Raw genomic sequence first — 14,617 nt, 5'->3', positions numbered from 1 at the left:
GTAAAAAAATCATGTAATAAAAATGTTATGTACAAGGATTAATCGGGTGATTAATATAGCACTATGGTTAAAAAAGCAAGTTTTAATATATTAATACTTTGGTACAAAGAATATTTATATGTTAAAAAAATTTATTGTAGTGTTTAGTTATTTCAAAAAAACAAAAGGGTTAAAAAGTCAAAAGGTTTACACTAGAATTTAAACAATCAAAAAATTGTATTAATATTTTATTTGGTATTTTTAAAAACCTGATGACATAAATAATTGTTCTCTAATTAGAGATGCCATATCAGATATTGCATACTTTGTTGCTTGAAGTTTTGCTGATTCTATAGAACTAATGCTGTTTGTATTTATATTTGGTATACTGTAGCTTCTTGAACTTGTCAATATTTTGTCTGATATAATTTTTTTACCATCTTTTGTTGTTAAAGAAAGCTTAACAGTAATTGTACAACTATACATAGAAGCAAAGCCGCTTGCCGTATATGCAGTTGGGATTGCTGAGTATGATATGATATCGGTTTTAAGAAAAGCTTGAGCCTCTGATTTATTTGTTACTACAGAAATATTTGGTTCTAATTTTAAGTCATCTATTATGGCTTTTTTTAAATAAATGCTAATATTTGGCTCGTATGTAGAATTTTTTGGATTTTCTATGTAGATATTAGAAATATTGTTTGGTAAAGTATAGATGTATGTGGCAGTTGATTGATATCCGCATGAGCTTATTAAAGATGTTAATAAAAACAAAACAAAAAAAACCTTAAAATATTTTTTTATATACACTTGTCTAACCAAAAAATTTTATCATCAAAAATTTTCATAAGTTTCATAATAACAAATTCTCATCTATCTTTCAAACTTTATCTAAAAAAATCTAATTTTTCAAAAGTCTTTTGACTTTAAGAAAAATTCAAGTTTTTTTTAACTTAAAATATTATAATTACTAACAAAGGAGGAATGTATGGACAATAAAGATATAATAATTAGCCAATTTGGAGATAAAGCTCAAAATTATAAATTAAGTCCTGTGCATTCAAATAAAGATTATTTAGAAAGAATGATCGAAATTTTAAAACCAGATGTAAAATCGGTTGCTTTGGATATAGCAACGGGTGCGGGTCATACTGCAATTGCTCTTTCAAAGTATGTGGAAAAAGTTATAGCTATTGATATAACACCCCAAATGTTAAAACAAGCACATGAAATGTCTGAATCTTTAAACATCAATAATATTGATTTTGAAATAGGAGATGTTCATAGTTTAAAATATGAAGATCATAGTTTTGATATTGTAGCTTGTAGATATGCTGCTCACCATTTTTATAATATAAAAAAAGCTTTAAATGAATTATATAGAGTATTAAAACCAAACGGTAAACTTTATATTCTTGATTGCTCTGTCTATAATCTTAGAGAATGTCAGGAAAAAATTAACAAAATTGAGCTTCTAAGAGATAATTCGCATGTATGTTCCTATTCTTTAGATCAATGGGAGCAAATGTTGGGTGATTTGAATTTAACAATTCAATATGGCAATGTTTTAGAGAGTGAATATATACTCCCACAATGGTTTGATAGAATGGTTACACCCGAACAAAATAGAAATGAAATTTTTAATATATTATTTAGTCTTTCAAATGAATGTCGAAAGTATTATAACTACGATCATTCTTTTATTACTACATATTATGTAGAAATCTTTGCAATAAAATAAAAACTATTTAATAGTTTTTATAAAGTATTCATTTTTTTTGTAACTTTCTGAGACATATGATGGTTCTTTTTTGTATTTTTGTATAAAATGTACAATCTATAGGATATATAGTTGAATTTAACAATTGTCTAAATAATTTGAAAATTCATAGAGTATAGAATTTATTACAAAATATATGCAAAATTATAATTTATTTCTCAGTTTACATTAGTGAAATATTGTATAAAATTACGATTGCAGTTGCTTTGTATTTGTAAAAATAGCATGAGGTTTTAATGCAGGATTATTTTATTGGAAGACAGCCTATAGTTAACACAAATAAGGATATTTTTGCATATGAACTTTTATATAGGGATAGTTTAAAGAATTTTGTTACTGTAAATGATAATAGATTTGCTACATCTCAAACAATCATTAATTTATTTGAAAGATTTGGTATAGAAAATGTTATTGGCGATTACTTGGGTTTTTTAAACCTCAGTGGTGATTATATTTTAAGCGAGACAATCGAATTAATCCCTAAAGAAAAGTTTGTTATTGAAATTTTGGAAGGTTTTTCAAGTGTGGATAAATTAATTACAAAAGTATTACAATTAAAAGATAAAGATTATGTATTTTCTCTTGATGATTTTGTATATAAGAAAAGCTACCATGATTTTACTCCCATAATAAACTATATTGATTACATAAAAATTGATGTCAGGCTTGCTGATAGAGTGGAAATTGCAAAAAGAATGGATATACTCTATAAAATTTCAGATAAACTTATCGCAGAAAAAGTTGAGACAAAAGAAGATTTCGAATTTTTTAAACACCTGGGGTTTAAGTATTTTCAAGGTTATTTTTTTGAACGCCCAACAATTCTCAAAACAAAAGATTTAGAGCCAAATCAAGTAGGCGTTATCAAACTTTTGAACCTGTTAAATTCATATGCTAGCATTAAAAAGGTAAAAGAGCTTTTTGAAGCCATGCCGGATATTACACTTAGATTAATAAAATTTATAAACTCAGCTGCTTTTGGTTTAAAACAAAAAATTAACTCTATAAATCAAGCTATAAATTTAATTGGATATAATAGGCTTAAAATCTGGCTTTTAATTTTGACTTATGCAGACAAACAAAACATTAAAAAATCACCTGTTTTTCAAACAGCTGTTATTAGAGGAAAGCAATTAGAAATACTGAGTGAAAATTTTAAGGATATTGATAAAGATAGTGCGTTTTTGGTAGGCATCTTGTCTTTGATTGACGTTGTTATCCAGAAACCTAAAGAAGAGTTATTTGAACAAATAAATATTGATGAGTTGATAAAAAATGCTGTTCTTTTTAAAGAAGGAAAAATTGGCACCATGTTGCTTGCGCTTGAGCTTGATGAAAAAAATGATTATTTGGTTTTAATAGAAACACTTTCAAACCTTGGTATTTCTATGGAAACTTTTGTTGAGTCAAAATTAAAAAGCTATGCATGGCTTCAAAACCTGTTAAAGGATATTTGATTTTGTCTTGAATTAGAAAATAATTCTGTTAATATATGTATGTGAATAAACAGAATACAAACGAAGTATTAAATACACTTTTTGCTTCTGATTTTCCACACATACAGATTGTACAGGCAAGTGCAGGCTCTGGCAAAACATATGTTTTAACTCAAAGAATAGTCCAATTTTTACTTTCAAAAAATATATTAAATAACAAAATAAACAACATAATTGCCATAACCTTTACAAAAAATGCTACAAATGATATAAAAAATAAAGTTTTAGAGTGGTTAAAGAAAATATACCTTGATTTGCTTACAAAAGAAGAAAAACAACATTTAATTAACCTTATAGGTATAACAGATTCTGATTTGATAAATCAAGTTTCAAAAACTATTGAAGAAATTTTAGACAATTACAGCGATCTTGTTTTAACTATAGATAGTTTTATTACAAAAATTATACGTTCAAGTGCAATTGAGCTTGGCTTGAATCCTGATTTTGATGTTGATGTGGATTCTAAAAGCATAATAGATTATGCTTTTGATGAGTTTTTAGAAAGCACGCCTTCATCAGATTTGATTGATTTTTTGAATTTTCTAAATGAAAGCTCTAAATTTGTTGTGGATTTTCAGGTTGTTGAATCGATGAAAACAAGACTGAGTAATTTGCTTGACAAAGAGTCTGCCCATAAAAGTTTCTTTTATTTTGATAAAAATATGCTTGATAGGCTTAAAACAGAGCTAAACCCTATATTTGATATCATGCTTGACTTACTGGAAAAGCACTCAATGGAAAAAACTTCAGGAAATGTTGGTTTAAAGAAGATTGAAAGTTTAAAACTTGCAATAAAAGAAAAAAATATACTAAGCGTAGTGGATAATAAGATAAACTTTCCTTATAAAGATGAAGCAGCAAAAAAAATATGGAAAGAATGTTTTGAAAAAATAAATTCAAAATTATATGAAATTGCAAAAATAAAACGTTTACCTTATTTGAAATTATTTGTAGACTTTAAAAACCACATTGTAAAAACCTACAATATATTGGGCAAGACATTTTTGCCCGATGTAAATAAACGCATTATTAATTTGTTAGAAGAAGGTTATGTGCCCACAATTTACTTCACACTTGGAAGCTATATATATCATTATTTAATAGATGAGTTTCAGGATACATCAAAAATTCAGTGGGAGATTTTAAAACCTTTGATAGAAGAATCTCTTTCAAAAGGCGGTTCTTTATTCATAGTAGGAGACTTAAAACAATCAATTTATGGTTTTAGAAAAGCAGATTTTGAAATAATGAAGAATTTAATAGATGATCCGGTAAGATTTTTTCCTCAAAGTAAATGCATAAATAAAACGCTTAATTATAATTACAGGTCTTTTGGTCATATTGTGGATTACTCTAAAAAAGTTTTTCAAGAATACCTGAAAGATACAATAAGTAAAACTAACGATCCAACGCATTATCTGGATTTTGAATCAATTTCGCTTGATAAACATTTGTTTAAGGGTTATGTAAAAACTCAGTTGTTTGGTTTTGCAAGCGATGAAGGCATTAATTGCATAAAAGATAGTTTACTTAAAACTATCGATGATTTGTTAAATAGCGGTTTTAGATCTGATCAGATTGCAATTTTAGCCCTTACAAACAAAGAAATAAATACTATAAGTGGCTGGCTTTTAGAAAAAAACTATACAGTGCTATCTCAGAGTGCGAGTGACATAAGGCAAAGAAAAATAATAAACGAAATTATAAGTCTTTTAAAATTCTTTAACAATCCGCTTGATAATTTAAGTTTTGCTACTTTTTTAATGGGTGATATATTCAATTTTATTATAGATAGATCAATAATTTTGGATTTTTTAGCTGAAAACATATCTCCAAAGTTTTTATACATAAAATTTAAAGATTCATTTGCTGAAAAATGGAATATGTATTTTAAGGAAATTTTTAACAATGTGGGATATTTACCTGTTTATGAGTTAGTATTAAACATAATAAAAACATTTAAAATAGATGAAAATTTTCAGCAAGAAAGTCATTACTTAAGTTTTTTGCTTGATAAGATATTGGAATTTGAATCCGTTGGTATAAGTGATTTAGGTTCTTTTATTGACTATTTTGAAAATAACAAACAGGGTGAATCTAACATATTTTCCTGTGAATTTTCACAATCACAAGAAGGTATACAGTTACTTACGATACATAAATCCAAGGGTTTGCAATTTGATGTTGTAATAAATGTACTTAATGCGGATAAAAATTTTGCTTTAAATCCAAACAAAAGATCAAATGGGCAAAACGAATTTATTTTTGAAACAAAAGACGCGCTTGATTTATTATACATTACAAAAAATCTTACTTCTAATGAAAATCTTTGCCAGATTTACAACAAAGATCAATTAAAAAAAAATATAGAAGACTTTAACGTTTTATACGTTGCACTAACAAGAGCAAAAATGCAGATGTATAATTTTATATATTACAAAGAAAATGAAACAAAGTGTTCAATAAAAGAAGAGGAGATTGGTACAAAGCTTTCAATTAATAAAGAACAAAGTTTTTATACAGGCAAAAATCTTGTAAAATTTAAAACAAATTTCAATAAACTTTTATCACAATCTCCAACCTGGACTATAAAACGTATAAAAGATTCAAAAAAAGGTGAAATTTATCACAAGATACTTGCACATTTAAAGTATGAGGAAGATTTTTTAAAACTTGATGATTATATTTTAAAATACTCAAAATTTATTGATTTTGATATAAATAAACTAAAACAAGAAATTCTGGACATTCTAAATATAGATGAGCTCAAAATTTTATTTAACAAAGAAAATAGAGTATTTACAGAAAAAACCTTTATAGACAAAAAAGGCAATATTTTTAGAATGGATAGAGTGGTAATTGATAAGAATAATAATATATATGTTTTAGATTACAAAACAGGAAAGACGACCAAACAAGAGATTGCAAATTATAAGTCACAGGTTTTAAATTATATGAATATTTTAAAAGATGTTTTTGGTCAATGTAATTTATTGGGTTTTTTATATAACGTTAATACAAAAGAGGTCATTAAAATTGAGCAAAGCTTATTTGATTGATAGCTCAAGTAATTTGATAGAAGACTTATCAAATTTAATTTTAAATGAAGAATTAAAGCAAATTACCGTAATTTTTCCAAATAGAAGGCCAACTATTTACCTGTCTAAATCGCTTGCAAGCAAAAAAAAGAATGCTTTGAGTTTTATAGAACTCTTTTCAATTGATGATTTTGTAGATAGGATTTACGAACTTCATAGCGATATAGTTTATCCTGAAATTTCAACACTCGAAGCTGTTTTTTTACTATATGAGCTTAACCAGAAAGCTTCTTTTGTAAATACTAAAAGCATTGATTACTTTTGGACCTGGGGTTATAAGTTATACTCTGATTTTGAAGAGCTCTATTTAGAACAAGTTGATATTTCAAGTATAGATTATTTATTGCAAAGTTATTTACCTGATAACCTGATAAATTTTAATGATAGATTTACAAGATTTTCTTATATTTATAAAACTTTTTATGAAAAATTAAACGAAAATGGTTTTTGCACAAGATCTGTAAAGTATAAAAAAGCTTCATTGTTTTCAAAGGATTATAAACAAGAAAATACAGAAAGTATAATTTTTGCCGGATTTTATGATTTAACAAAAACTGAGCAAGAGCTTTTTAAAAATATGCTTGAATCTTTTAATGGTATTTTTATTTCGAAATATGGTCCAAAAATAAAAGATTTGTTAATAAAGCTAAACATTAAAAACATTGAAGAAAAAGCATCATACAATAAAAAAACCAGGTATCATTTTACTAAAGCGCCTTATTTGCATAACGAGATTTTTAAGTTAAAAGAGCTAAAAGAAGAACTAAATGGTTTTAGAGATGATGATTTAATTGTACTTTCAAGCGAAAATTATCTTTTTGCCTTACTTCATAATTGTCTGGATCCAAAATCGGATGTTTTTAACATTTCAATAGGGTATCCTCTATCAAGAACGCCAATAATATCGCTTCTTGATAAGCTTTTAAACCTCCACAAAAAAGCAACAAGTTCTATATACATAAGCGACTATGTAAATGTAATTTCACATCCTTATATAAAAAGCTTAAGGCTTGGCAGTACAGATATTGCAGCTAAAATTTATGCTTACAGTATAAAAAGTTTCTTTTTAAATAACGCCAGATCTTTTGTAGAGCGAAAAGACTTAGAAGATAAACAATTGATTTTAGACTCTATAGACAAGCTTAAACAACAGGGTTTTGAGATTTCATACAGTGAGTTTTTGGATTTTGTAAAATTTATAAATCTCTATATTGTAGATAATTTTTTAAATATTAAAAATATAGGTGATTTTTTAGATAAAGTTGTTGATTTAATAGATTTTTTACAAAACAACTCTAATGCAGGTTTGCATGCAATTGAATCAAAATATATTGAAAGAACTTTAGAAATTCTAGATGAACTTTCAAATTTGAATATAAAAAAATATAAGCTGGATTCTTCTTCGAGCTATTTTAACTTACTTAAAAATTTTATCAAAACAAAGAATGTTTCTTTTCCTTCAAGTCCAACTCAGGGTTTTCAAATACTCGGTAGTTTGGAGACCAGAAATTTGACATTCAATCGAGTTTTTTACCTGGGTGCAAACGAAGGTATAATGCCAAATATACCAAAACAAGACACAATTCTAACTGATAATATCAGGAAATTTCTTGGTCTTCCAACGTCAAAAGACAGGCTTGATATGCAAAAGTACAATTTTTTTAATCTGATCTATAGCGCAAACGAAGTGTATTTCTTTTACGAAACCGCACAGGATAAAAACAAATCAAGGTTTTTAGAAAGCATTTTCTGGGATATACAAAAACAGGAAAAACGTCTGGACCTACCACAAGAAGAGGACGCGTTGATGGAGGTTACATTTGCTCAAGGGAAACCGCTGATTATAGAAAATTCTCAAAAAGTTAGTCAAATTTTAAATGGAGATAATTTTTATTTTTCTGCTTCAGCTATTGATACTTTTTTAAGCTGCAAGGCAAAGTTTTATTTTTCACATATTTTAAAATTAAAAGAAACTTCATATGAAGAAAATTTGGATCCAATGTCCATAGGCACTATATCTCATAAAGTTTTATATGAATATTTTAAGGATTACAAAGGTAAAGAATATAACCCAGGAAATTTACATAGTGAGTTTAAAAAAATAGATGCAATTATAGATAACCATATTCAATCACCTTCAAAATATGTATTTTTACAAAAGGAACAGATGAAATATGCAATAAGACGTTTTTTTGAGCGTAATTTTGACAGTATAAAGCAAAGGATTGTGCTACAATTAGAATTTCCGTTGCACATGAAATTAAATATTAATAACATAAATTATCGCATAACTGGCATACTTGATAAAATAGATAGTATAAATGGCACAGTTGTAGTTGTTGATTATAAAACAGGAATGCCAAAAGAACCAAATGTTGATTTTGTGCCAACAAAGGAAAATAGAGACCAATGGTTCAGCAAAATAAAGTCTTTTCAGCTGCCATTGTATGGACTTTTGATTAAAAAAAATTTTACTGTAGAAAATATTAGATTTGAATTTTGGAGCCTAAAGGAATCAAAAATCATATCTTTTGAAATTACCAATAAACAGCTTGAAGTCTACGAAGAAGCTTTAAAAATCATTATAGATGAGATTTTATTTTGCAAGTATTTTGATTGTACAGATGAAAATATTGAAAGCAAATGCAGTAATTGTCCATACAAAGTAATCTGTTCACGTCAATTTGTTACAAGAAGCTGGTAATATTTTTTTGCTATTAACAAAAAAACGCGTTAGTATGATGAAAGATGATTTCAGTATAACTAAAGAAAGTCAGTTGCAAAATTACCAAATGAAAGCTACTTAACATTATGCTAAAAAGTCAGCAAAGATAGCAAATTTAAGCTTTTTTGCAAAAATTTACCACATATGTTACTTCTATGCCCTTTTGTGTACCAAATAGTTTTTCATACATAGAACAAAACTCAAAAAATTTAGATTTTGCACAAAAAGTAGTCTGGTTGGTATATCTAGCTCCACTTTTTTTGTGCGAGTGCAAGAAATCTTTGACGCTTTTGTAGTAAACTGTGTATTGCACAATTTTACAATCAAAACCTAAGTCTTCGTAAAAAAGCTTATCTTTTAAATCAAGGACGCTGCCAAATCCTGTAATTTTTGAAATTTCGTGCATTTGCCAAAATGTGCCTTTTGAAAAAACGCTAAAGAACATATTTTTTTTATCTTTCAGTAAATCTAGAAGTTTTGGTATCGAATTTTCTGGATTTGAAAACCACTGAAAAACAGAAGAGCTTATGATTAAATCAAATGTATTTGAAGCAAATGGCAGATTTTCACCATCAGCTACAATGCTGTATTTTTTTGGATGATTTTTTTTAAATAGATGAGCCATATTTAAAGATAAATCTATACCGATATAGTTATTATAAGAAAATTTTATTAAATTTGCAAGTTTCCCATCGCCTACGCCAATTTCAAGTATATTACCAAAAAAATCACTTTCTATCATAAAAGTGAGACTTTTTGCTATCTCATTTTGAAGCTCACTAAAGCCTGAGTATGATTTTGAAGCCTTATCAAATGATCGCTTAATATAGTTTTTTGATAATATGCTCAATTAAAACCTCACTAAAAAAATGGTTTGAATCTATAATTATTGGGTTTTTGCAAATATCAAAACAAGCACCAGAAAGCTTCAAAAAATCATGCTTTGCGCATACGCAAAAGTAATTTTCTTTTTTCTCAAACTTTTCTACTCTTGATGTTTTTAAGAATTCCAGGCCTTCTTTTAAACTATCTGGTATGAAACTATCTGGTATGACTTTGGTATAATTAACAGCACCGATATTTTTTAAAAACTCGCTTACAACTTTTGATTTATCCCTTTCAAAAGCCAAAATCATTCTATCCAATATTCTTTTGTTAACAAAATCACAAAAATACAAAAAAGGTGCAAGAAGCAAAACTTTTTTTGCCTTTACATAAAATGAATATTTAAGTATCAGATGGGCACCAAGTGACCAGCCGATTAGCAAATTATCTTCTAAACTTAAAATATCAGATATTTGATCAGGTCTAAAATCAACAAATGGAATAAAAAACTGTGATTTTTGAGGTATTTTATCAAAAATTTCCCTAAATCCTGCCCATCCAGAAATAAATGTCATAAAGTATTTCCAAGATAAAAAAATGCATCTTTTATTAGTTCTAAGTCATTATCATCCAAATCTGCTCTTAGTGATATTCTGAGTCTTGAGGTATTTTTAGGTACGGTTGGCGGTCTTATTGCACCTACAAATACGCCTTTTTCTAAAAGAATTTTTTGAGCAACCAAAACAGCTTTATTTGTTTTTAAAATTACTGGTATTATTTGAGATATTGAATTTCCTACATCAAATCCGAGATTTTTCAAAAAATGTCTTACATTATCAGACATCAAAATTAATTTTTCACCAAGATGAGGGTTTTTTAAAATGTAATTTATACTTGCAAGATTTGCTCCAATAACAGCTGGTGGCAGTGAAGTTGAAAATATAAAACCTCTTGCAGTGTTTATTAAGTAATCTATTATATCTTCGCTTGATGCTACATATGCACCAAAACTACCCAGTGCTTTGGAAAATGTACCCATATGGATGTCAATTTCGCCTGACAGGCCTTCTTTGTAGGCATATCCCCTACCCTCTCCGAAAATGCCCGTTGCATGCGCTTCATCTACAATTGTGAGTGCTTCGTACTGCTTTGAGAGTCTTACTATTTCTTTTAAGGGAGCAGCATCGCCATCCATGCTAAAAATAGTATCAGTTATTATTATTTTATTTGATGTATCTTTTTTTAGGAGGTTTTCTAACATTTGCATATCAAGGTGAGCGTATCTGTAAAATTTTGCACCAGACAGCAACATTCCATCTATAATGCTTGCATGATTAAGTTTGTCACAAAAAATAGTTGCATTTTTTGCCAATGCTTGAAGAAGTGAAATATTTGCTACATATCCACTGTTTAAAACTAAAGCTTTTTGTGTATGTTTAAAATTGGCAACTGCTTCTTCCAGTTTTGCATATATTTCATAGTTTCCGCTTACAATTCTTGATGCACCAGATGAACACCCATAATTTTTTATAGCTTCAATTGAGTATTGTTTTAAAAAATCATTTTCTGCAAGACCTAAATAGTTGTTTGATGAGAGATTTAAAACTTTTAGGCCATTTAATTCAATGTATTTATTTGCATGATTGCCTATTTTAGGTATTGTGCGATATTGGTCGTTGAATTTTATGTGGTTTAAGTTTTGCTTGACTAAATCCAAAACACTCATTTTTAAATTGTTAAGTTTAATAAATTAACATATTGACAATTAATTCTTTTACACTAATATATTAACAATGTCAAGTTTTTAAGGAGGATTAATTATGGATTATCCTATATGGCATCCATGCTCGCAGATGAAAGATCATGAAGTATACCCTATTATTCGCATCAAAAAAGCTAAAGGCGTTTATCTATACGATGAGAAAGGCAATTCTTATATTGATGGGATATCTTCTTGGTGGGTAAATTTATTTGGACACTCAAATAAGCGTCTAAATAATGCTATAAAAAAACAGCTTGAAGTTTTAGAACAGGTAATATTCGCAGGATTTACGCATGATAAGGCACTTGAGCTTAGCCAAAGATTATTAAAAATTGTCCCTAAAAACCTTAAAAAGATTTTTTTTGCAGAAATTGGTTCATCAGCTGTAGAAATTAGTTTAAAATTAAGCTATCATTATTTTAAAAATATTGGAATTAAAGGCAAAAATAAGTTTGTTTATTTGGAAAATGGCTATCATGGTGAAACACTTGGTGCGCTTTCTGTAATGGGTGAGCCTCTATACAAGAATGCCTACGAAGATATTTTGATAAAAAATATAATGGTTGAGTTTCCAAACTGTTACAGATGCCCATTTGGCAAGACAAGAAACAATTGCGATGTAGAGTGCTTTAGTTTTATGGAAAAAACACTTTCAAGCAAAGCAGATTGTGTAGCTGGAGTTATTGTTGAACCACTTGTTCAATTTGCAGGCGGTTTTAAGATGTATCCTTCAAAATACTTATCAAAGTTAAGAGAGTTAACAAAAAAACTCAATATACATTTGATACTTGATGAGATTGCAACAGGTTTTGGAAGGACTGGTACCATGTTTGCACTTGAGCAAGCACAAATTGAGCCTGATTTTTTATGTTTATCAAAAGGCATTACTAGCGGTTATTTGCCATTGTCTGTTGTACTTACTACAGATGAAATATATAATGCTTTTTATGATGATTATAGTAAAGGAAAGAATTTTTTACACTCACACAGTTATGATGGCAATGCACTTGCATGTGCTTGCGCCTGCGAAACGCTAAATATATTTAAAGATGAAAATGTCCTTGAAAATAATAAAAAGAAATACACTCTAATGAGGCAATTAATCGAAAATTACTTTAAAGATTTTGATTTTGTAGGTGAAATCAGGCATGCGGGCTTTATTAGCGCTATTGAGTTTGTAAAAGATAAATACACAAAAATGCCAATTGATTCATCAATTAGATTTGGTTTTAAGATTTATAGAAAAGCACTTGAAAAAGGTGTATTGCTTAGAAATTTAGGTGATTTAATTTACTTTTTACCCCCTTATGTTATAGACAATTCTCAAATAGAGCAATTAGTTGAAAGTGCCTATTTTGCAACAAAAGAGGTTATAGATGAAAATTTTTGTTAGCGGTACAAATACAAATGTAGGAAAGACGCATTTTTGCGCTTTGCTTTCTAAATATTACAAAAACATGAAAAAAAGTGTAATTTATATAAAAATTATTCAAACAGGCTACCCGGATGATGACGATGCAAAATCCGTATATGAAGCCAGTAAAGTTAAAACACAGACCTTGCTATTTGGTAAAGAGCCTGTAGCACCGTATTTTTTGTATGAAAATTTTCCTATGGATTTTGTAATAGATAAGATAAACAAAAGTAAGGCAGATGTGGTTATAATTGAAGGATCTGGAGGGTTGCTTGTGCCACTTGATAAATCTCATACATTTGCAGATCTGGTTAGCTTGCTTAACTTAGAAACAATTATAGTTGTACCAAATAAATTGGGGTGTATTAATGATACACTGCTGAATTTGTACTATTGCAAAACAAAAGGTATAAATTTAAAAGGTTTTGCTTTAAATGATTACTTTTTTGATGGTAATGATAATTTTGTTGCACTTCAAGATTTGACAAATTATGCTTTTAGATATAAATTTAAAACTGAACTGGAGGTTTTATGAATTTCCCAAAAATGAGACCCAGAAGACTAAGAAAAAATCAATATATAAGGGATTTGGTCAGACAAACAAGCTTAAGCGCAGATGATTTTATGTATCCAATTTTCGTTACATACGAAGATCATAAAAGACCCATACAATCCATGCCTGGTATTTTTCAGTTACCTTTAGAAGAAGCCAAAAAAGAAGCTAAAGAGGCATTTGATATTGGTATAAAATCGGTTATTTTGTTTGGCATACCACAAAAAAAAGATGAGTTTGGAAGCTGTGCATACGATGAAAATGGCATTATTGTAAAGGCAATTAAAGAAATAAAAGATTTTGTACCAGACCTTATAGTTGCTGCTGATGCGTGTTTTTGCGAATACACAAGCCATGGTCATTGCGGTGTGATTGATAAAAATGGTTATTTGCTAAACGATGAAACGCTCGAGCTTTTAAAAAAAGAAGCCTATGTATATGCCAAGGCAGGTGCAGATATAATAGCGCCATCTGGTATGATAGATGGAATGGTGGGAGCAATTAGAGAAGCTCTTGATGAAAACAACTTTAAAGATACAATTATTATGGCATATTCTGCAAAGTACGCTTCAAGCTTTTATGGTCCATTTAGAGAAGCAGCTCAATCAGCTCCTGCTTTTGGAGATAGAAAGTCTTATCAGATGGATTATGCAAATGCTTATGAAGCCATTAAAGAAATTGAACTTGATATACACGAAGGTGCAGATATTATAATGGTTAAGCCTGCTTTGAGTTATCTGGATATTATAAGAATGGTTAAAGATCGTTTTTTTTATATGCCTCTTGCTGGATACAGTGTAAGCGGTGAATATTCTTTAATAAAAGCAGCTGCCCAGATGGGCTGGGTTGATGAGCAAAAAATTGTTGATGAAGTATTAACATCCATTAAAAGAGCTGGTTGCGACATTATAATCACATATTTTGCCAAAGAGTGGATAAAAAATAATGGCTAATTAAAAATAAAATAAATTTATTATGGGAGGTT

The 14,617-nt window shown here is 28.5% G+C and carries 11 protein-coding genes; 7 read left to right on the top strand and 4 right to left on the bottom strand.

The annotated features are described in order from the left end of the window. Positions 1-240: 240 nt before the first annotated feature. Positions 241-753, bottom strand: coding sequence for an LPS assembly lipoprotein LptE (gene lptE, locus ACP5FO_RS04425; RefSeq protein ID WP_428106850.1), 513 nt, complete (start codon positions 751-753; stop codon positions 241-243). Between the two features lie 214 nt (positions 754-967). Here lptE and ACP5FO_RS04420 point away from each other — a divergent pair, with 214 nt between their 5' ends. The 4 genes from ACP5FO_RS04420 to ACP5FO_RS04405 all read left to right on the top strand — a co-directional run bounded on the left by ACP5FO_RS04420 (position 968) and on the right by ACP5FO_RS04405 (position 9,057). Continuing rightward, positions 968-1,720: a class I SAM-dependent methyltransferase gene (locus tag ACP5FO_RS04420; protein ID WP_428106845.1), complete on the top strand. Its 753-nt coding sequence runs from the start codon at positions 968-970 to the stop codon at positions 1,718-1,720. Positions 1,721-1,995: 275 nt separating this feature from the next. Then, positions 1,996-3,216, top strand: coding sequence for an EAL and HDOD domain-containing protein (locus tag ACP5FO_RS04415; protein WP_428157074.1), 1,221 nt, complete (start codon positions 1,996-1,998; stop codon positions 3,214-3,216). 41 nt (positions 3,217-3,257) lie between these two features. Then, positions 3,258-6,314 carry a UvrD-helicase domain-containing protein gene (locus ACP5FO_RS04410; protein WP_428106835.1) on the top strand — a complete coding sequence of 1,019 codons (3,057 nt, stop codon included), beginning with the start codon at positions 3,258-3,260 and terminating at the stop codon, positions 6,312-6,314. Continuing rightward, positions 6,292-9,057, top strand: coding sequence for a PD-(D/E)XK nuclease family protein (locus tag ACP5FO_RS04405; protein WP_428157073.1), 2,766 nt, complete (start codon positions 6,292-6,294; stop codon positions 9,055-9,057). Before ACP5FO_RS04410 ends, ACP5FO_RS04405 begins: the two co-directional genes overlap by 23 nt. A gap of 136 nt (positions 9,058-9,193) precedes the next feature. Here ACP5FO_RS04405 and ACP5FO_RS04400 read toward each other — a convergent pair whose 3' ends face one another. The 3 genes from ACP5FO_RS04400 to ACP5FO_RS04390 are packed head-to-tail and all read right to left on the bottom strand — an operon-like array spanning position 9,194 to position 11,629. After that, positions 9,194-9,928: a methyltransferase domain-containing protein gene (locus ACP5FO_RS04400; protein ID WP_428102380.1), complete on the bottom strand. Its 735-nt coding sequence runs from the start codon at positions 9,926-9,928 to the stop codon at positions 9,194-9,196. Then, positions 9,900-10,478, bottom strand: coding sequence for a hypothetical protein (locus ACP5FO_RS04395; protein ID WP_092128595.1), 579 nt, complete (start codon positions 10,476-10,478; stop codon positions 9,900-9,902). Before ACP5FO_RS04395 ends, ACP5FO_RS04400 begins: the two co-directional genes overlap by 29 nt. Further along, positions 10,475-11,629: an aminotransferase class I/II-fold pyridoxal phosphate-dependent enzyme gene (locus tag ACP5FO_RS04390; protein ID WP_428157072.1), complete on the bottom strand. Its 1,155-nt coding sequence runs from the start codon at positions 11,627-11,629 to the stop codon at positions 10,475-10,477. Before ACP5FO_RS04390 ends, ACP5FO_RS04395 begins: the two co-directional genes overlap by 4 nt. Before the next feature lie 94 nt (positions 11,630-11,723). Between ACP5FO_RS04390 and bioA the strand changes: the two genes are divergently transcribed. From bioA to hemB, 3 genes are read left to right on the top strand one after another with little or no spacing between them, the layout of a single operon-like run. Next, complete coding sequence (gene bioA / locus ACP5FO_RS04385) at positions 11,724-13,058, top strand: adenosylmethionine--8-amino-7-oxononanoate transaminase (protein WP_428157071.1); 1,335 nt, start codon at positions 11,724-11,726, stop codon at positions 13,056-13,058. Beyond that, complete coding sequence (gene bioD / locus ACP5FO_RS04380; protein WP_025391771.1) at positions 13,042-13,614, top strand: dethiobiotin synthase; 573 nt, start codon at positions 13,042-13,044, stop codon at positions 13,612-13,614. Before bioA ends, bioD begins: the two co-directional genes overlap by 17 nt. Next, on the top strand, positions 13,611-14,585 hold the full coding sequence (hemB, locus tag ACP5FO_RS04375; RefSeq protein ID WP_428157070.1) for a porphobilinogen synthase: 975 nt from the start codon (positions 13,611-13,613) through the stop codon (positions 14,583-14,585). Before bioD ends, hemB begins: the two co-directional genes overlap by 4 nt. Positions 14,586-14,617: the final 32 nt, after the last annotated feature.

Source organism: Desulfurella sp. (assembly GCF_049977265.1).
GTDB lineage: Bacteria > Campylobacterota_A > Desulfurellia > Desulfurellales > Desulfurellaceae > Desulfurella.
Note: the sequence above shows the minus strand (reverse complement) of the source record. Positions and strands in the feature narration are given on the sequence as shown.

Bases quoted from the DNA above. Each gene is read 5' to 3' on its own strand.
- bioD (WP_025391771.1), top strand. From the start codon at position 13,042: ATGAAAATTTTTGTTAGCGGTACAAATACAAATGTAGGAAAGACGCAT.
- bioA (WP_428157071.1), top strand. From the start codon at position 11,724: ATGGATTATCCTATATGGCATCCATGCTCGCAGATGAAAGATCATGAA.
- ACP5FO_RS04390 (WP_428157072.1), bottom strand. From the start codon at position 11,629: ATGAGTGTTTTGGATTTAGTCAAGCAAAACTTAAACCACATAAAATTC.
- ACP5FO_RS04420 (WP_428106845.1), top strand. From the start codon at position 968: ATGGACAATAAAGATATAATAATTAGCCAATTTGGAGATAAAGCTCAA.
- ACP5FO_RS04415 (WP_428157074.1), top strand. From the start codon at position 1,996: ATGCAGGATTATTTTATTGGAAGACAGCCTATAGTTAACACAAATAAG.
- ACP5FO_RS04395 (WP_092128595.1), bottom strand. From the start codon at position 10,478: ATGACATTTATTTCTGGATGGGCAGGATTTAGGGAAATTTTTGATAAA.
- hemB (WP_428157070.1), top strand. From the start codon at position 13,611: ATGAATTTCCCAAAAATGAGACCCAGAAGACTAAGAAAAAATCAATAT.